Origin of the sequence: Burkholderia sp. BCC1996, assembly GCF_905339955.1 — a bacterium.
Lineage (GTDB): Bacteria > Pseudomonadota > Gammaproteobacteria > Burkholderiales > Burkholderiaceae > Burkholderia.
In genome coordinates this window covers 210,930-229,228 of the sequence record NZ_CAJPHM010000001.1, presented here as the reverse complement: position 1 = coordinate 229,228, position 18,299 = coordinate 210,930, and the positions used below count along the sequence as shown (strand labels likewise).

General features: G+C 68.7%; 11 protein-coding genes. 5 read left to right on the top strand and 6 right to left on the bottom strand.

What is annotated here, in order from left to right; translation table 11 throughout:
- Nucleotides 1-170: 170 nt before the first annotated feature.
- Genes U4Z64_RS00995 through U4Z64_RS00985 form a run of 3 tightly spaced genes read right to left on the bottom strand, consistent with a single transcriptional unit; the run spans nt 171 to nt 3,576 of the window.
- Nucleotides 171-1,448: a cytochrome c gene (locus U4Z64_RS00995; protein WP_321818971.1), complete on the bottom strand. Its 1,278-nt coding sequence runs from the start codon at nt 1,446-1,448 to the stop codon at nt 171-173.
- 2 nt (nt 1,449-1,450) lie between these two features.
- Nucleotides 1,451-3,070 (bottom strand): GMC family oxidoreductase, encoded by a 1,620-nt coding sequence (locus U4Z64_RS00990; protein ID WP_321804420.1) that lies wholly within the window; start codon nt 3,068-3,070, stop codon nt 1,451-1,453.
- Nucleotides 3,070-3,576 carry a sugar dehydrogenase complex small subunit gene (locus U4Z64_RS00985; protein ID WP_044843286.1) on the bottom strand — a complete coding sequence of 169 codons (507 nt, stop codon included), beginning with the start codon at nt 3,574-3,576 and terminating at the stop codon, nt 3,070-3,072. The genes U4Z64_RS00990 and U4Z64_RS00985 overlap by 1 nt, the downstream gene beginning before the upstream one ends.
- 304 nt (nt 3,577-3,880) lie before the next feature.
- Here U4Z64_RS00985 and U4Z64_RS00980 point away from each other — a divergent pair, with 304 nt between their 5' ends.
- The 3 genes from U4Z64_RS00980 to U4Z64_RS00970 all read left to right on the top strand — a co-directional run bounded on the left by U4Z64_RS00980 (nt 3,881) and on the right by U4Z64_RS00970 (nt 13,022).
- On the top strand, nt 3,881-9,919 hold the full coding sequence (locus U4Z64_RS00980; RefSeq protein ID WP_321818970.1) for an alpha-2-macroglobulin family protein: 6,039 nt from the start codon (nt 3,881-3,883) through the stop codon (nt 9,917-9,919).
- A gap of 10 nt (nt 9,920-9,929) precedes the next feature.
- A complete protein-coding gene (gene pbpC, locus U4Z64_RS00975) occupies nt 9,930-12,179 on the top strand; it encodes a penicillin-binding protein 1C (RefSeq protein WP_321818969.1) in 2,250 nt (749 codons plus the stop codon).
- 150 nt (nt 12,180-12,329) lie between these two features.
- A complete protein-coding gene (locus U4Z64_RS00970) occupies nt 12,330-13,022 on the top strand; it encodes a hypothetical protein (protein ID WP_124523966.1) in 693 nt (230 codons plus the stop codon).
- Nucleotides 13,023-13,059: 37 nt separating this feature from the next.
- Here U4Z64_RS00970 and U4Z64_RS00965 read toward each other — a convergent pair whose 3' ends face one another.
- Nucleotides 13,060-14,307, bottom strand: coding sequence for a multidrug effflux MFS transporter (locus U4Z64_RS00965; RefSeq protein WP_321818968.1), 1,248 nt, complete (start codon nt 14,305-14,307; stop codon nt 13,060-13,062).
- Nucleotides 14,308-14,766: 459 nt separating this feature from the next.
- Between U4Z64_RS00965 and U4Z64_RS00960 the strand changes: the two genes are divergently transcribed.
- Together U4Z64_RS00960 and U4Z64_RS00955 are read left to right on the top strand one after the other, a co-directional pair.
- A complete protein-coding gene (locus U4Z64_RS00960; RefSeq protein ID WP_321818967.1) occupies nt 14,767-15,627 on the top strand; it encodes an urea carboxylase-associated family protein in 861 nt (286 codons plus the stop codon).
- Between the two features lie 85 nt (nt 15,628-15,712).
- The gene (locus U4Z64_RS00955; RefSeq protein ID WP_124523962.1) at nt 15,713-16,387 is read left to right on the top strand and encodes a GntR family transcriptional regulator; all 675 of its coding nucleotides are present in this window, start codon (nt 15,713-15,715) and stop codon (nt 16,385-16,387) included.
- Between the two features lie 90 nt (nt 16,388-16,477).
- Here U4Z64_RS00955 and U4Z64_RS00950 read toward each other — a convergent pair whose 3' ends face one another.
- Both U4Z64_RS00950 and U4Z64_RS00945 read right to left on the bottom strand, forming a co-directional pair.
- Complete coding sequence (locus U4Z64_RS00950; protein ID WP_044843279.1) at nt 16,478-16,873, bottom strand: ectoine synthase; 396 nt, start codon at nt 16,871-16,873, stop codon at nt 16,478-16,480.
- A 61-nt stretch (nt 16,874-16,934) separates the two neighbouring features.
- A complete protein-coding gene (locus U4Z64_RS00945) occupies nt 16,935-18,278 on the bottom strand; it encodes an amidase family protein (protein ID WP_321818966.1) in 1,344 nt (447 codons plus the stop codon).
- Nucleotides 18,279-18,299: the final 21 nt, after the last annotated feature.

Below are 18,299 nucleotides of genomic sequence, written 5' to 3'. Positions count from 1 at the left end.
CAACGAAAGCGGTGCGCGAACCGCGCGCACCGGATTGCCAACGAACCAGGGCGGGCGGCCGCCAAAGCCGCCCACCCCGCTCTGCAACAACCGGCATCGGGGCCCGCCCGATGTGCTGTGCCTCCTCTTCTTGTCAGTGTTGCCCTGCCTTTACTGCGTCGTACCCGGCCTCAACGCGCCTTCGCGACGTCCTGCTCGGTCACCTTCGCGGCCGGATTGCCGAACTGGCCGGTCAGGTAGTTCGTCAGCGCGGCGATCTGCGCATCCGACAGCTCGTTGCGGAACGCGGGCATCCCGACGTCCTCGCTGCCGGCCTTGCGCTGCACGCCGTTCAGGATCACCTGCACCAGGTTCGCCGGATTCGACGCGCCCACCGTCGAGTTGTGGAACAGCGACGGGTAATAACCGTCCGGCGTGCCCTTGCCCTGCATCTGGTGGCACGTCGCGCAGTTGCCGAGATACAGCCGCGCCGGATCGATGCCCGACGACGCCAGTGCGACGCCGCGCAGCTTCAGGCCGTCTTCCGCCGGCTTGCCCCACGACGAGCGCGACTGCTTCGCGTCGCCGCTGGCGACGGCCGGCACCGTACGGACGTACGTCGCGATCGCGCCGATGTCGGCGTCGGTCATCTTCGAGAAGCTGTGCTCGACCGCCTCGGCCATCGGACCGGCTGCCTGCGCGACTCCCGGCACGCTGCCGGTACGCAGGTACTGGACGAGCTGCTGCTGCGTCCAGCCGCCGATCCCCGCGTTCGGGTCGGACGTGATGTTGTAGCCGTCCCAGCCCGCCAGCACCGAGCCCGACAGGAAGCTGCCGCCGGTTTCGTCGAGCGACTTCTCCTGCATCGCGACGCCGCGCGGCGTGTGGCACGTGCTGCAGTGCGCGAGGCCCTGCACCAGGTACGCACCGCGGTTCCACTCGGCGCTCTGCGCCGGCTTCGGCTGGTATGCGCCGTCCTTCAGGAACAGCCAGTTCCAGATCTTCAGCGGCCAGCGCATGCTCAGCAGCGCGGGGATCTCGTTCTTCGGCGGCGCCTGCTTGATCGGTTCGACACCGTGCATGAAGTACGCGTACAGCGCCTGCACGTCGTCGTCGCTGATCTTCGCGTACGACACGTACGGCATCGCCGGATACAGGTTGTCGCCGTTCTTCGACACGCCGTGGCGCACCGCGCGCTCGAAGTCGTCGAACGTCCAGTTGCCGATGCCGGTATCCGGGTCGGGCGTGATGTTGCTCGTATAGATCTTGCCGAGCTTCGGCACCGGCATCCCGAGGCCGCCGGCGAACGGCTTTCCGCCCTTCGCGGTGTGGCAGGCCATGCAGTCGCCCGCGACCGCGAGATATTCGCCGCGCTTGACCTGCGCGGGATCGGCCGCATCGGCCGCGCGCACGAGGCCCGGCAGCGCGAGGCAGCCGGCGAGGAGGAAGGTGAGAGTAGATTTCCGCACGGTCAGACTTCCTTCTTCAGCGTGTCCGACATCCGCAGCGCGAGCGCCGCGATCGTCAGCGTCACGTTCACCGTACCGACGGTCGGCATCGTCGAGCTGCTCGAGATGAACAGGTTCGGATGGTCGAACGTGCGGCAGTCCTTGTCGACGACCGAGTCGCGCGCATCCGCGCCCATGATCGTCGCGCCCGTGATGTGGTTGTTCGGCGCGAACTCGTCGTTGAACACGACGTCCGTACCGCCCAGCACCTGCGCCGCCGTCGCATAAACTTCGCGCGTATGCACTGCGCCACGCTTCACGTAGTCGTCGATCGCATACGTGATCTCCGGGCGCGGAATGCCGACCGCGTCGGTGGCCGTCTTGCTCGGCACGATGCGGTTCTCGGGCTGCGGCAGGATTTCGTGGAAGCAGTCGAACTGCACGTAGCGCGCGGAACGGTCGCGGATCTGCGCGTCGAGCTCGTCGGCCTTCATCAGCTTGCCGGCCTTGAAGATCTTCTGCGTCTCCTGGTTGATGCGCGACATGTTCGACAGGTGGATCTTCTTCGCGGCTTCGGTCGCGCGGAACGGGCCGTCGCGGAAACCGATCAGCGACGTCATTTCCTGCGGGCCGCGGCCCGGCCACAGCTTCTCGCTCGCGTAGAACGACACGCCCGTGCCCGGGTGGTCCATCAGGTTGCGCCCGACCATGTCGGAGCTGTTCGCGACGCCGTTCGGGAAGTCGCGGTTCGCCGACATCAGCAGGATCTTCGGCGTCTCGATGCCGTTCGCGGCCACCACGAAGTACTTGCCCTCGACGCGATGGTCGGCGCCCGTCTTGTCCTTGTAGATCGCGGCGACGATGCGCTTGTCCGGACCCGTCTCGAGCTTGTACACGACCGCGCTGTCGATCAGCTTCGCGCCGGCCTGCTCGGCCTTCTCGACGTGCACGATGCCGTTGTACATCGCGCCGATCGGGCAGATCGGCATGCAATTGTTGTTCCCGCAACAAGTCGGCCGGCCGTCGTACGGGCGGCTGTTGCGCGCGACCGGCTCGGTCACGACGTGGAACTTCGGGTCATGGCCGTTGAGCGCGCTCTTGATCGTCTGCTCGTTGAACGACAACGGCAGCGGCGGCATCGGGTACGGCTGCTTGCGCGGCGAATACAGGTCTTCCTCGGGGCCGGGGCCCCACACGCCGAGCTCTTCCTCGGCACGCTGGTACCAATGCTCGAGATCGTCGTACTGGATCGGCCAGTCGCGGCCGACACCGTACACGGTCTTCATCTTGAAGTCGTTCGGGATGAAGCGCCACGCCGACGCGGCCCAGTGCCACGTCGTGCCGCCCACCGCGCGGATGTACTGCGAGTTGAACTTGTGCTCGCCCTTCAGGACCAGGTAGTCGTTCGGCGGGCCGTATTCCGGATGCGGCGCCCACGGGCTCGACGGGTACGGCGCCATGAAGTCCGTCTTGTCGGGCTGGTTGCGGAAGCGTTCGACGATTTCCCAGCGCGGCATGCGCGGGCCTGCCTCGAGCAGGATCACCGACTTGCCGGCCATCGCGAGCTGGTGCGCGACGATCGCGCCTGCGACACCGGACCCGACGACCACGACGTCGGCCTTTTGCGTATCGGTATCGGCCATCAGCCTTGCCTCTCGATCGGTTTTTCGGCCCAGAAGCCGGGTTTATTCGGGCAATACGAAGGAATCACGAGCGTATCGGACACGACGCTGAACATTAATGCTTCTTCGTAGGTAATTACGACGTTGTCGACGATGCCGAGATACCAGGCTTCGAGAATCGACAGCGCGGACGTTTGCTGATCGGGAGTCAACGAACCGGACGCGAGTGCGCCGGCGAGTTGCGACAGACCGTCGGCGGTCTTGAACGAGCCCTTCTGCAAGGCCTGCAGGAAGCGTTCGCCGAGCACGCGGCTCAGCCCTTTCTTGCCTGTCAGTGCTTCGGAGAGCGTCATGAACGTATCGAGCGGCGCGGTGCCGGGATTATCGGCCAGGGCCCGCAACGCCAGCGAGCCGGTGAGGCCCGCCGCCGTCAGCGCCAGTGCGCCCTGCAGCCATTGACGCCGCGTGATGCCGGATGCGGCTGCGTCGCGATCGCGACGCGAGTGGGGGGTGTTGTCGTTGTGCATGTTTCCTTCTCTCGAACACCGGATTCGGGAAAACCACGCTTGATATTTCTCAAAATTTCGCGCGGCCCTGAAATGTACGCGCTCAATTCGGATTGGACAATGCTTTTATAGTCCATTTAATGTTCCGCAATCCGAGACAATCGACATTTCGCGGCATCTTTGTGTCGTCGACGCGACAATTCCGTATCGGGATGCCGGCGTGTCGCAACCCGGCGACACGCCGCTTCCCGTCATCCGCTCGCATGCCCGTCGGTTAGAATCGCGTGCAATCAAACAGAAAGCTTCCCTCCGAGGGCATCGAGCGATGAAGCAGCACGACAAGCACAACAACACACATTCAACCCATCACACCACACGGCTGCTCTGGCGCATCGGCGCCGTCGCGGCGCTCGGCGCCGCCGCCGCACTGTCGCTGCATGCGGGCGCGGCACGCACCGTGAGCGTGTCGCCGCAAGGCACGGTCACCGAAGTCCGGCAGAGCGTCGTCAAGTTCGACGAACCGATGGTCGCGTTCGGTTCGGCGTCCGCGCCGAGTCCCGCGCGCATGACCTGCAACGATTCCACCGCCGCACGCGGCCAGGGTCACTGGCTCGACGACAAGACGTGGGTCTACGATTTCGAGAACGACCTGCCGCCGGGCGTGCGCTGCTCGGTCGCGCTCAACGACACGCTGCGTTCGGTCGCCGGCAATGCGGTCAGCGGCCCGCGCCGCTTCACGTTTCAAACCGGCGGCCCGTTCCCGGTGACGGTGCGCCCCGGCTCGCGCGAGATCGAGGAGCGCCAGGTCTTCGTGCTGAAGCTGAACGGCCCGGCCGAGCCGCGCTCCGCGCTCGCGAACATCTGGTGCGAAGCGGCCGGCATCGGCAACCGCATCCCGGTCACGGCCGCCGACGACGATGCGCGCAACGCGCTGCTCGATCACTTCGGGCTGAAGAAGGACGCCGCGCGCGTGCTGACGCTGTCGTGCGCGCAGGCGCTGCCCGCGAGCGCGAAGATGCAGCTCGTCTACGGCAAGGGCGTCGCGAGCCCGAGCGGCATCGCAAACGACACCGAGCGCCGCTTCGACTTCACCGTGCGCGCGCCGTTCGCCGCGAGCTTCTCGTGCGAGCGCGAGAACGCGAAGGCGCCCTGCACGCCGCTGCGTCCGCTGACGCTGTCGTTCAATGCACCGATCTCGCGCAAGAACGCCGAGGCGATCAGGCTGAGCGGTCCTGACGGTTCGCTTTCGCCGACCTTCGCGGCCGACGACCACAGCGACGAAGTGACGACCGTCACGTTCAACCCGCCGCTGCCCGCGCAGGCGAACCTGACGATCGAGCTGCCGTCCGGCCTGCGCGACGTGACCGAGCGCACGCTCTCGAACGCCGACCTGTTCCCGCTCGCGACGCGCACCGCACCGATGCCGCCGCTCGCGAAATTCTCGTCGGGCACGTTCGGGATCGTCGAGCGCTTCGCCGAACCCGATACGCCGGCACTCGTGCCCGTCACGCTGCGCAACGTCGAGGCCGACCTGCGCATCGCGGGCCTCAACACGAGCGGCGCGCAATTCTCGAACCTGAAGGTCGACGACGACACCGCGATCCGTCAATGGATGCGCACCGTCGAGCGCTTCGACAACTGGTCGATGACGGCCGGCACGATCGACGAACGCGTCCCAGGCCTGCTCCGGCGCAAGGGCCAGCACCCCGTCTACGTGCCGCTCGAGGCCGGCGAGAAGATGCCCGCGCCGCAGAACCGCCGCATCGACGTGCGCTCGCTGTCGCTGCTCGCCGGCGAACCGGGTGCGCAGGCGCTGACGCTGCCGAAGGCCGACCCGAAGGCGCTGCGTCCGTTCGAGGTCGTCGGCGTGCCGATCGACAAGCCCGGCTTCTACGTGCTCGAACTCGCGTCGCCCGCGCTCGGCCGCTCGCTGCTCGCGAAGCCGTCGAGCATGTACGTGCGCACCACCGTGCTCGTCACGAATCTCGGCGTGCACCTGAAACAGGGCCGCGAGAACAACCTCGTGTGGGTCACGACGCTCGACAAGGGCAAGCCCGTGCCGAACGCGCAGATCCGCGTGTCGGACTGCAATGGCGACGAAATCGCGTCGGGCAAGACCGATGCGCAAGGCCTGCTGAAGATCGACGGCCCGTTCGAGCCGAAACGCGAATGCAGCCAGTCGGAACGCTTCGACGACTACTTCGTGTCGGCACGCGTCGACGATCCGACGACGGGCCGCGACATGGCGTTCGTCAGCTCGAACTGGAACCGCGGGATCGAATCGTGGCGCTTCAACGTGCCGACCGACACCGACAGCGCGCCGACCGTGCGCGCGCATACCGTGTTCGACCGCACGCTGCTGCGGGCCGGCGAAACCGTGTCGATGAAGCACTTCCTGCGCACCGAGACGCTGCAGAGCCTCGCGTTCCCGGCGCACTACCCGACACGCGTGACGATCCGCCATCTCGGCTCCGACCAGACCTACAAGCTGCCGCTCACGTGGTCGGCCGACCATAGCGCAGACACGCAGTTCACGCTGCCGCCCGCGGCGAAGCTCGGTGAATACAGCGTGTCGCTCGAAGGCGGCCCGGACGATGCGCCGACCGCCAGCTACTACGGCGGCAGCTTCCGCGTCGAGGCGTTCCGCCTGCCGGTGCTCAAGGGGACGATCGGCGCGCGCGACGCGCAGAAGAGCCCGCTCGTCGCGGTCAAGGAAGCGCCGCTCGCGGTACAGATCGACTACGTGTCGGGCGGCGGCGCATCGAACCTGCCCGTGCAGGTGTCGGCGCTGATGAAGTGGGCATCGCCGCCGTTCGCGGATCGCTTCGAGGACTTCAGCTTCACGCCCTATCGTCCGGAGCGCAGCGACGGCAACGCCGACGACGATGCGCAGGACGGCGACAGCACATCCGCCGCGAACAACGATCCCGACGCGACGAAGCTGATCGCGGACAAGCTGCCGCTCACGCTCGACCGCAACGGCGCGGGTTCCGTCACGCTCAAGGGCCTGCCCGACGTCGACGCGCCGAAGCGCATCGCGCTCGAGGCGACGTTCGCGGACCCGAACGGCGAAGTGCAGACGATCCGCGGCGACACGATCCTGTGGCCGGCCGCGGTGGTGGCCGGCATCAAGGCCGGCCGCTGGGTGTCGGTCGGCCAGCGCGTGCCGGTGCAGGCGCTCGCGGTCGACCTGCAGGGCAAGCCGCGTGCCTCGGTGTCGATCGAGATCAAGGGCGTCGCGCACATCACGACGACGTCGCGCAAGCGGATGGTCGGCGGCTTCTATGCTTACGACAACAAGAGCGATACGCGCGACCTCGGCGTGCTGTGCTCGGGCAAGACCGACGACAAGGGCCGCATGGCCTGCGACGCGACGCTCGAACAGGCCGGCAACGTCCAGTTGATCGCGGTCGCGAAGGACGGCGACGGCCGCACGTCGAATGCGTCGACGTCCGTCTGGGTCACGCGCGAGGACCAACTCTGGTTCGGCGGCGACAACACCGACCGGATCGACGTGATCCCGGAGAAGACGTCCTACGAACCGGGCGAAACGGCCCGCTTCCAGGTGCGCATGCCGTTCCGCTACGCGAGCGCGCTCGTCGCGGTCGAACGCGGCGGCGTGATGGAAACGCACGTCGTCGAGCTGAACGGCAAGAACCCGACCGTCGACCTGAAGGTCGGCGAATCGTGGGGGCCGAACGTCTACGTGTCGGTGCTCGCGTTGCGCGGCCGGATTCGCGAAGTGCCGTGGTACTCGTTCTTCACGTGGGGCTGGAAGGCGCCGGTCGAATGGGCCCGCGCGTTCTGGCGCGAAGGCCGCTACCATGAAGCGCCGACCGCGTTCGTCGACCTGTCGAAGCCCGCGTTCCGCTATGGCCTCGGCGAGATCAAGGTCGGCACCGGCGTGCATCGTCTCGGCGTGACCGTGACGACCGACGCGACGCGCTACACGGTGCGCGGCAAGGCGCAGGCGCACGTGAAGGTCACGCTGCCGAACGGGCAGCCCGCGCCGGCCGGCACGCAGATCGCGGTCGCGGCCGTCGACGAGGCGCTGCTCGAGCTGATGCCGAACAACAGCTGGGACCTGCTCGACGCGATGCTGCAGCGACGCGCGTACGGCGTCGAGACGGCCACCGCGCAGATGGAAATCGTCGGCCGCCGCCACTTCGGCCGCAAGGCGGTGCCGGCCGGCGGCGGCGGCGGCAGCGCGCCGACGCGCGAGCTGTTCGACACGCTGCTGTTGTGGAATCCGCGCGTGACGCTCGACGCGAACGGCAGCGCGACCGTCGAAGTGCCGCTGAACGATGCGCTCACGCGCTTCCGGATCGTCGCGATCGCGGCGGTCGGCGCGGACCGCTTCGGCACCGGCAGCACGTCGATCCGCAGCACGCAGGACCTGCAGCTGATCTCCGGCCTGCCGCCGCTCGTGCGCGAAGGCGATGCGTTCCGCGCGCAGGTCACGCTGCGCAACACGACCGACCGCGCGATGCAGGTCGTCGTGACGCCGCGCGTGACGGGCCTCGACGTCGCGCCGCAAACCGTGTCGCTCGCGGCCAATGCGGCGGCCGAGGTCGCGTGGACGATCACCGTGCCCGAGCAGGCGCTCGACGCGGCCGGCGCGCTGAACTGGCGCATGGAGGCGGCCGAGCAAGGCGGCAAGCGCGCGTCCGACGCGCTGGCCGTCGCGCAGAAGGTCGTGCCCGCGCTGCCGGTCACCGTGCAGCAGGCCACGCTCACGCAGGTCGACGGCACGCTGACGCTGCCCGTGTCCGCCCCGGCGGGCGCCGTCAACAACGCGCAGGGCGCGCCGCGCGGCGGCATCGCCGTGTCGCTGCAGTCGAAGCTCGCCGACGGCCTGCCCGGCGTGCGGCGCTGGTTCGAGCGCTATCCGTACCGCTGCCTCGAACAGCAGACGTCGCGCGCGATCGGCCTGCACGACGCCGCGCAATGGCAGGCGCTGGTGGCGCGCATGCCCGTCTACCTCGACAGCGACGGACTAGCGAACTACTTCCCGCCGTCCTCCGACGATGCGCACTACGGCAGCCCGACGCTGTCGTCGTATCTGCTCGTGGTCGCCGACGAGGCCGGCCGCCTCGACCCGCGCTTCGCGCTGCCGGAAGACCTGCGCACGCAGCTCGAGGCCGGGCTCGCGCGTTTCGTCGACGGCCGCATCGAGCGCAACGCGTGGGCTCCGCGCCAGGATCGCGACCTGCGCAAGCTTGCCGCGATCGAGGCGCTGTCGCGCTACGGTGCAGCCCAGGGCCGCATGCTCGGTTCGATCGAGATCGCGCCGAACCAGTGGCCGACGTCGGCGGTGCTCGACTATCACGCGATCCTCACGCGCGTGAAGGACATCCCGCAGCGCGACGCGAAACGCGCGCAGGTCGAGCAGATCCTGCGGGCGCGCCTCACGTACCAGGGCACGCAGCTCGTGTTCTCGACCGCGCGCGACGACGACCTGTGGTGGCTGATGACGAGCAACGAGACCAACGCCGCGCGGCTCGCGCTGGAATTCGCGGGCGACCCGGCGTGGAAGGACGAGATGCCGCGCGTGGCGACCGGCCTGCTCGCGCTGCAACGCCAGGGCGCATGGCAGACGACGACGTCGAACGCACTCGGCCAGCTCGCGATCGAGCGCTTCTCGCGCACCTACGAGAGCACGCCGGTGGCCGGCACGACGAAGGTCGCGCTCGGCGGCAACGAGCGCGCGATTTGGTGGTCGCAGGCACCCTCGACCGCGCCCGCCGACAGCCCCGCGTCGGCCACTCCCGCGACCCGCGCCGCCGCCGCGCGCAGCGTGCTGATGCCGTGGCCGCGTGCGGCCCAGGCGCCGGCCACGCTGTCCGTCACGCAGGACGGCACGGGCCGCCCGTGGGCGACCGTCGAAAGCCTCGCGGCCGTGCCGCTGCGCGCGCCGTTCGCGGCCGGCTACCGGATCACGAAGACCATCACGCCCGTGTCGCCCGCCGTCAAGGGCGTGCTGACGCGCGGCGACGTCGTGCGCGTGCATCTCGACATCGACGCGCAGAGCGACATGACGTGGGTCGTCGTCAACGATCCGATCCCGTCCGGTGCGACGATCCTCGGCTCGGGCCTCGGCCGCGATTCGGAAGCCGCGACGCAAGGCGAGAAATCCCCGGACGGCGCATGGCCGGCGTTCATCGAACGCGATTTCGACGGCTACCGCGCGTATTACGACTATCTGCGGAAGGGCAAGCTCTCGGTCGAGTACACGGTGCGGCTGAACAACGTCGGCACCTTCGGGCTGCCGCCGACGCGCGTGGAGGCGTTGTACGCGCCATCCGTGTACGGCCTGTGGCCGAACCCGCCGATGACCGTGAAGCCGGCCGACGCGGGCAAGTAACGGGTACGCGATGATCGATCATGGATTGCCGCGGCAGGTGCGCTTCGCCGGCCGCGTTTTCGTCGCCGTCGTGCTGGCCGCGCCGCTCGTCGCGCACGCGCTGCCCGGCTACGACGACGTGCGCCGCAACTGGCGCAGTTCCGACTGGGTGCTGCTCGCGCGTGACGGCACGCCGCTGCAGCGCACGCGCGTCGACCTCGCCGAACGGCGCGGCGACTGGGTGTCGCTCGCCGACGTGTCGCCCGCGTTCCGCGAGGCGATCGTCGTGTCCGAGGACAAGCGCTTCTACGAACACAGCGGCGTCGACTGGCGCGGGATCGCCGGTGCGGCATGGGGCAACCTGTGGAACCAGCGCACGCGCGGCGCGTCTACCGTGACGATGCAGCTCGCCGGGCTCCTCAATGACGAACCGCGCCGCTCGGGCCAGCGCTCGCTGCCGCAGAAGGCCACGCAGGCGATGAACGCGCTGCTGCTCGAACGCGGCTGGCGCAAGGACCAGATCCTCGAGGCCTACCTGAATCTCGTGCCGTTCCGCGGCGAGACGGTCGGGCTCGCCGCGCTGTCGCAGGTGCTGTTCGGCAAGGCGCCGTCCGGCCTCGACGCACGTGAAGCCGCGATCGCGGCAGCGCTGGTGCGCGCGCCCAACGCGGCGAGCGCGAAGGTCGCCGAGCGTGCGTGCCGGATCCTGCGCGACATGCACGCGGAGCAGGCCTGCGCGTCGCTCGACGGCTACGTGCAGCTCGTGATCGCGCGCCCGGCCAATGCCGTGCGTAACGACCTGACGGCGGACGGCGCCGCCCTCGCCCCGCACTTCGCGCGCCGCATCGCGGCCGAGGTCAGGCCCGCGGCCGGCGCGCAGGTGCGCACGACGCTCGATGCGCCGCTGCAGCGCTTCGCGCGCGACACGCTCACGCGCGCGCTGACCGAGCTCAACGCGCCCGCGCACCGGCGCAACGTGCAGGACGGCGCAGTCGTCGTGATCGACAACGCGACCGGCGAGATTCGCGCGTGGGTCGGTTCGTCGGGCGCGTTGTCGAGCGCACGCGACGTCGACGCCGTGCTCGCGCCGCGCCAGGCCGGCTCGACACTCAAGCCGTTCCTCTATGCGCAGGCGATCGACGAGAAGCGGCTGACGGCCGCGTCGCTGCTCGACGACGCGCCGATCAACCTCGCGGCCGGCGGCGGCCTCTACATTCCGCAGAACTACGACAAGGATTTCAAGGGCTGGGTGAGCGTGCGCAGCGCGCTCGGCGGCTCGCTGAACGTGCCGGCCGTGCGCACGCTCGTGCTCGTCACGCCGCATCGCTTCGCGCGCACGCTGACCGCGCTCGGCCTGCCGCTCGCGCAGGAAGGCGACTACTACGGCTTCAGCCTCGCGCTCGGCAGCGCGGACGTCACGCTGCTGTCGCTGACCAATGCGTATCGCGCGCTCGCGAACGGCGGCGTCGCGCGCAAGGTCGTCGACCTGCCTGCGCCGTCGCCCGCTGCCGGCGCATCGGCAGTGGGGCGTGCGGACAACGGCACGCGCGTGTTCAGCGAAGCGGCCAGCTTCGTCGTCACCGACATCCTCGCCGACAACAACGCGCGCGTGCGCACGTTCGGCTTCGACAATCCGCTCGCGACGCGCTTCTTCTCGGCGGTGAAGACCGGCACGAGCAAGGACATGCGCGACAACTGGACCGTCGGCTTCACGTCGCGCTATACGGTCGGCGTGTGGGTCGGCAATGCGGACGGCTCGCCGATGTGGGACGTGTCGGGCGTCACGGGCGCGTCGCCGGTGTGGTCGGCCGTCGTCGGCTACCTGCACCGCGACCTGCCGAGCCGTGCGCCGCGTCCGCCGGCCGGCGTCGAAGCACGCCGCATCACGTTCGAGCGCGACGTCGAACCGTCGCGCAACGAGTGGTTCGTCGCGGGCACGGCGCTCGACACGATCCGGCTCGCCGCGCCCGTCACGCCGGGCAAGGACGGCGCGCGCGCGCCGCTGACGATCGGTGCGCCGACCGACGGCACGATCTTCGCGATCGATCCGGACATTCCACCGAAGAATCAGCGAATCTGGTTCGAGCGATCTTCCGGGCATGCCGCACGGTTCGCGTGGCGGCTCGACGACAAGGTGATCGGCCACGCCGACCGCATCGCGTGGATGCCGTGGCCGGGCCGGCATCGGCTCGAACTCGTCGATGCGCGCGGCAACGTGGCGGATGCGATCGGCTTCGAGGTGCGCGGCGCGTTCGCGAAACCGGCCGCGCGCAAGCCGTAACGGGCGCCAGCCATGCCGGACGCCGCAGGCCGCGGCGAACAAACGGGCCAGCAACCCCGCGATCGGAGACCTAGAATACGAACAGCGCGCCGAAGCGTCGGCGCGCGCCGGTTGCCCTGCCGCGCTCACTCTTCCGATCCGCCCGCGACCATGAACCTTCGCCATCCGCGCTTCCTCCGCCCCGCGCTGGGCACGCTGTGCGCCGCGGCCCTCGCGACGCTTGCCGGCTGCAACGGCGACGCCTGCTTCGGCGTCGACGTCTGCTTCAACAACGCCAACACGCAAACCGTCGCGCTGTCCGGCACGGCCGCCACGGGCTCCGCGCTCGCGAGCGCATCGGTGACGGTCAGCTGCGCGCAAGGCTCGGCGACGACGCTGACCGACGGCGGCGGCAACTACCGCGTGGCGGTCAACGCTGTGCTGCCGTGCGTGATCACCGTCGCGTCGAGCGGCACGAGCCTGCATTCGCTCGCCTACGCGGGCGGCACCTTCAACACGACGCCCGAGACCGAGCTGATGCTCGTCTATCTCGCCGCGCAGCTCGGCACGAACACGGCCGGGTTGATCGGCAATTTCCAGGGGAATGCGCACTTCCAGCAGGTGATGGGCAGCCCGAACACGGTGCAGGCCGCGCAATCGGCGGTGGTGACGAATCTGCAGCAGCGCTATGCGGTCACGCTGTCGGCGCCGGCCTTCCTGACGACGCCGTTCGTGGTCGGCCAACCGGGCGTCGACAGCGACCTCGCCGCGCTGGCCAAGGCCGGCGCGATCGATTCGAACGGCATGCCGGATCCGGTTGCGGTTTCGCTGCTGGCGCAGGCGGGCGCGGCACACCCGCTGTGAGCGGCGGGCGTGCCGCTGCCGCCCCCGTCGACGCGCCTTACGCGGCTTCCCCGCTCCCGCAAGCCACGCTCGCCGCCTGCTGCTGCGTGAGGTAGCGCAGCAGCTTCGTCACCATCCACACGACGATGAACGACAGCGCGACGAAGAACACCGCGAGCGGCGTCAGCACGTGAATCGATACGAAACCGGCCAGCCCCATCATCGCGGACGACACGAGCAGCAGCGCGCACCCGAGGATCGCGCTCGTCAGCCCCGCGATATGCGGAAACAGCGAATTGCCCTTCGCCATCAGCGTCGGATACATCGCGCCCGCGCAGAAGCCCATCACGAGCACCGGCGTCGCGAGCGTCCATACGCGCAGCCCGACGGTCAGCGCCAGCACCAGCATCGCGACCGCCGCGACCGCCATCACGCGTGCGCCGATGCGCAACCGCTGCTCGGCGCTCGGCAGCCCGCGCCCGTGAATCCGGTTCGACAGGCCGCCGAGGAAATACATCAGCCCGATCCCGAGCGCGAGATAGCCGAAGAAGGTCGGCGGCTTGTGCAGCGTGGTCTGCACCATGAACGGCCCGACGATGTTGAACACCAGCAGGATGCTGTAGCACAGCCCCTGCGCGAGGAAGCAGCTCTGGAACACCGGGCTCGCGAGCACCTTGCCCGCGTTCGCCATCAGCGTGCGCGGCTCGAGATGGACCGGCTTCGGCAAGGTCTCGCGATAGCGCCACAGCAGCGCCCACATCACCAGCGAATACACCAGCAGGAACACGAGGCACGCGCGCCAGCCGAACCATTCCTGCAGGTGCGCGCCGATCACCGGCGCGATGATCGGCGCGAGCCCCCACGCGATCGACATATAGGTGAACGCATGCATCAGCGCCTGGCCCGAGAACGAGTCGGTGATGATCGCCTTCGCGAGCAGGTTCGTGGTCGCGATCCCGAAGCCCTGCAGGCAGCGCGCCAGCACGAACGTCTCCAGGTTCGGCGCGCCGAGCGACAGCAGGCAGCCGATCGTGTAGATGACCAGCCCGAACGCGAGCACGCGCTTGCGCCCGTATGCATCGGCAACCGGACCGAAGATCAGCTGGCCGAGCGCATAGGCGGCCATGTAGCCGGAGACACTCGACTGGATCGCCTGCGGCGTGGTCGCGAACGAACGCGCCATGTCGGGCAGCGCAGGCACGTAGATGTCGATCGCGAGCTGGCCGGCGGAGGCGAACAGGCAAATCAGGAACAACAGGAAGCGCGGGGAGTTCGATTCGCGCGCGGGAGTGAGCGAGGCGTTCATGACAACCGGGAAAGTTCGGACGGCGGCGACACGCGCCGTGCTGCTCGAAGTCGAACAACGGTGCGCGGCGAAGCGCATATTGTGCCTGTTGTTGCGCAACGCGACAGGAATCCCCTGGCGCGGGCGCGGTTGAATGCGGATTGCGTCAGGTTTCGAAACGCGTTACACGCCCCGCTTGCCGATCATGGCGAGCCGGTCCGGCGGCCGGCACGGCCACGGTTTTGATCCATATTTCGTTTTTTGTTTGCGGCGCCACTCGCCTGCCTGCGCGCATCCGCGGCTCGCCGCGCCCCTCCGTACTTTCCACCGATTGACACACCTCCCGGCGTTCCCCCTATACTCCTCGCAGCGCCAATAAATTGTTGAACAATCCAGCATGAAAATTGACGCCTGACCGGCCACCACAACGGATTCCAGCCGGATCTCCGAATCTGCAAATTTCCCCGAGAGCACCGCGTCATGTCGAACTATCCCGCCGCCTACCAGGTCACCAAGGGTTCCGTCCTGAACGTCGACAAAGCCTTTTATTCCGCGATCGCCCAGCGCCGGGACGCGCGCGAACGGATCGCGTCGCACGTCGTGCCGATCCGCAGCGGCTTCGCGTGGACGGTGCCGGCGGGTCACGTGTTCCGGATCGTCACGCTCGAAGGCCCGCAAGTCGCCGACTTCAACATCTGGAACCTGCACAATCCGCGCGAGCGCATGTGGGCGTCGCGCACACGTCAGCTGCAGGCCGCGCACGTGACGACGTTCGACCGGCTCTGGTCGACGCTGCCGTACCTGCGGCCGCTGGTCACGATCACCGACGACACGCTCGCCGGCTATGGCGTCGACGGCGACGGCGGCCGCGTGCACGACCTGCTCGGCACGCGCTGCGACCCGTACGTGAACAAGCTGCTGACCGGCGAGGATTTTCATTTCCACTGTCATTCGAACCTCGTGCGGGCGGTCGCGCCGTACGGGCTGACCGAATTCGACGTGCACGACGTGCTCAACGTGTTCCAGTGCACCGGCCTGAACGACGATGACAAATATTTCATGAAGGCCTGTCCCGCGCAGCCGGGCGACTACCTCGAGTTCTTCGCGGAAATCGACGTGCTGTGCGCGATGTCCACGTGTCCGGGCGGCGACCTTTCGGTGCCGATGTGGGGCCCCGACGCACGCGACCCGATCGACGTGTGCCGGCCGCTCGGCGTCGAGGTATACCGGCTCGACCCTAGCCTGCTCGAAGGCTGGTCGCAGCCGCCCGTCGCGCCCTACCGTGGCCAGCACGGGATGCAGCCGCCGCAGGCCGACTGGCAGCACGACAAGACGGCGTAACGCGGTCCGTAGCCCGTAGAATGGCGAAACGCCGCCGGCCGGCCACGCCGGCGGCGCACGACCAGGAGAGGAGCGAACGAACGGAATGGCAAGCGAAAAAGCGAGAGGACAGTCGGTCGCCGACCGGATCAGCCATCAACTGCGGGAACACATCATCAGCGGCAAGCTACCGCCCGGCACCGCGCTGATCGAGATGGACCTCGCGGCCGAATACGACACGTCGCGCAACTCGCTTCGCGAAGTCCTGCATCAGCTCGGCCGCGAAGGGCTCGTCACGTTCGTGCGCCACAAGGGTGTCGTCGTGCGCACGCTGAATCGCCAGGACGTACGCGATCTCTACGTCGCGCGCCGCACGCTCGAGCTGCATGCGCTGAACACGGCCGAACTCGCGCAGCCGGCGCTGCTCGAAAAGATGCAGGCCGCCATTCGCGCGGCCGAGCGCGAACTCGACAAGGAAAATTGGCAGGCCGTCGGCACGCACAGCCTGCGCTTTCACCAGCACATCGTCGCGCTGCAGAAGTCGGCGCTGCTCGACGAGTTCTTCCGGACCATCTCCGCACAGCTGCGGCTCGTCTTCGCCGCGGATCCCGACGAGAAACGCGTGCAAACGCCCGACTGGATCCAGCGCGAATACCAGATCTACGACCTGCTCACGCAGAACCGCCGCAGCGAAGCCGTCACCGCGCTCGCGCGCTATCTCGACGATTCCGAGCGGATGCTCGTCGCGGCAATCAAGCGCAGCCATCGCGAGGCGGCCTGACCCTGCACGCCGCGCCGCCGTTGCTTGCCTCAAGACGTGGCAAGCAACGGCAGCACGAAAAGGCACGCAACGGCCCGACCGCTCGCGCCGTCAGGCCTGCTCCGTCGGCAGCGCGTAACTGCCGTCTTCCCGATGCGTCTCGAGTCCCGTCAGCGGCGGATTGAACACGCACACGAGATGCAGGTCGCCGCGCGTCGCGCGCAGGACATGCGGATCGTTCAGGTTCAGCGCGTAGATCGTTCCGGGCGTGATCCGGTGCACGTTGCCGGTCGCCGTGTCGACGACCTCCCCCTCTCCGGCCACGCAGTAGTTGGTCTCGAAGTGGTTCTTGTAGTGCAGATGCAGTTCGGCGCCTTCGTGCACGCGCGTCTCATGAACGGAATAGCCGACGCCGTCCTGCTTGACGATCATGCGCTTGCTGTCCCAGCCCGGGCCGCGCGCATGGCGCTCGGTATTGGCGATATCGGCCGATCTCACGACGATCATAAGCACCTCTGAATAGTTACGATGAAAAATGGCAAGGTGATCCTTGCCGCCGGACAATGCGTCATGCGGAATCGGCGGTCAGCGCGCGCTCCACCGCTGCGGCGACATCGAGCAGTCGCGCGTCTTCGCCACGATGCCCGGTGATCAGCAAGCCGACCGGCTGCCGGTTGCGCAGGTCGCCGGGCACACTGATGCTCGGCAGGTCGAGCCGGTTCGCGAATTCGGTCAGCCGGAACGCACGCGCGTTCTGTGCGAGGTATGCTGCTTCGTCGGCCAGATCGGCCACGCGCGGCGGCAGCATCGGCACCGTCGGCGTCAGCACCGCATCCGCGTCGCCGAGTTCGGCGTGGTACGCGTCGGCCAGTGCAGCCAGGCGCCGCAGCGCCGCGGCGTAGTCGTGCGCCCGCACCTGCTCGCCTGCAGCGATGCGCGGGCCGACCAGCGGATCGTAGCGGTCCGCCGCCGCGGCCAGCCGCGCACGATGCAGCATGAACGCCTCTGCCGCGATGATGCCGCCCGCGCGGGCGACCGCGCCGGCCTCGGCCACGCAATCGAGCCGCTTGCGCCGGATCCGTGCGCCGTGCGCGGACAGTCGGGACAGCCACGCGTCGAATGCGCGTCCGACGACCGGGTCGACGTCGTCGGCGACGAACGCCTCGGGCACGATGAACTGCAGGTCGCGGATCGCCGCCGGTCGCCGCCGCCGCGCTTCGCGGCCGTGCAGCGCAACGTCCGCCTGCCGGCACAGCCCGACCGTCGCGGCCAGCAGGCCCGGCACGTCGAAGCTCGTCGACAGAAACCGCATGCCGTCGCTCGCATAGCGCCCGCGCGACGGCTTGAATCCGGTCACGCCGCAGAATGCGGCCGGAATGCGTGCCGACCCGCTCGTATCGGAACCCAGCGACAGGTCGGCCGCACCGAGCGCCACCGACACCGCCGCGCCCGAACTCGATCCGCCGGCCACCCGCTCGCGCCGCGCATCGAGCGGCGTCGTCGGCGTCCCGTACGCACGGTTCACGCCGAGCGCGCCGTACGCGAACTCGGTCATCGCCGTCTGCGCGACCAGTACCGCGCCGGCCCGACGCAGTGCCGACACCGGCGCCGCGTCGATTCGCGCCGGCGGCTCGTCGGCCAGCACGCGCGAACCGGCATGCGTGACCCAGCCGGTGCAATCGAAGCAGGCCTTCACCGTCAGCACGGTGCCAGCCAGCGGCGCATCGATCGCGCCGGCGCGCCGCGCCGCATCCCAGGCGCGCGCATCGGCGACCGCCGCGTCGTCGCGCCGCGCGAGCCACGCGGCTTCGATATCGCCGGGATGCGCGTCGGCATGCGCAAGACACGCACGCACCCGTTCCGCACACGCGTGATCGTTCACGTCGCCCAGCCGGAAATCCGTCGGATCCATTCCCGCTCCCATCCGGTCATT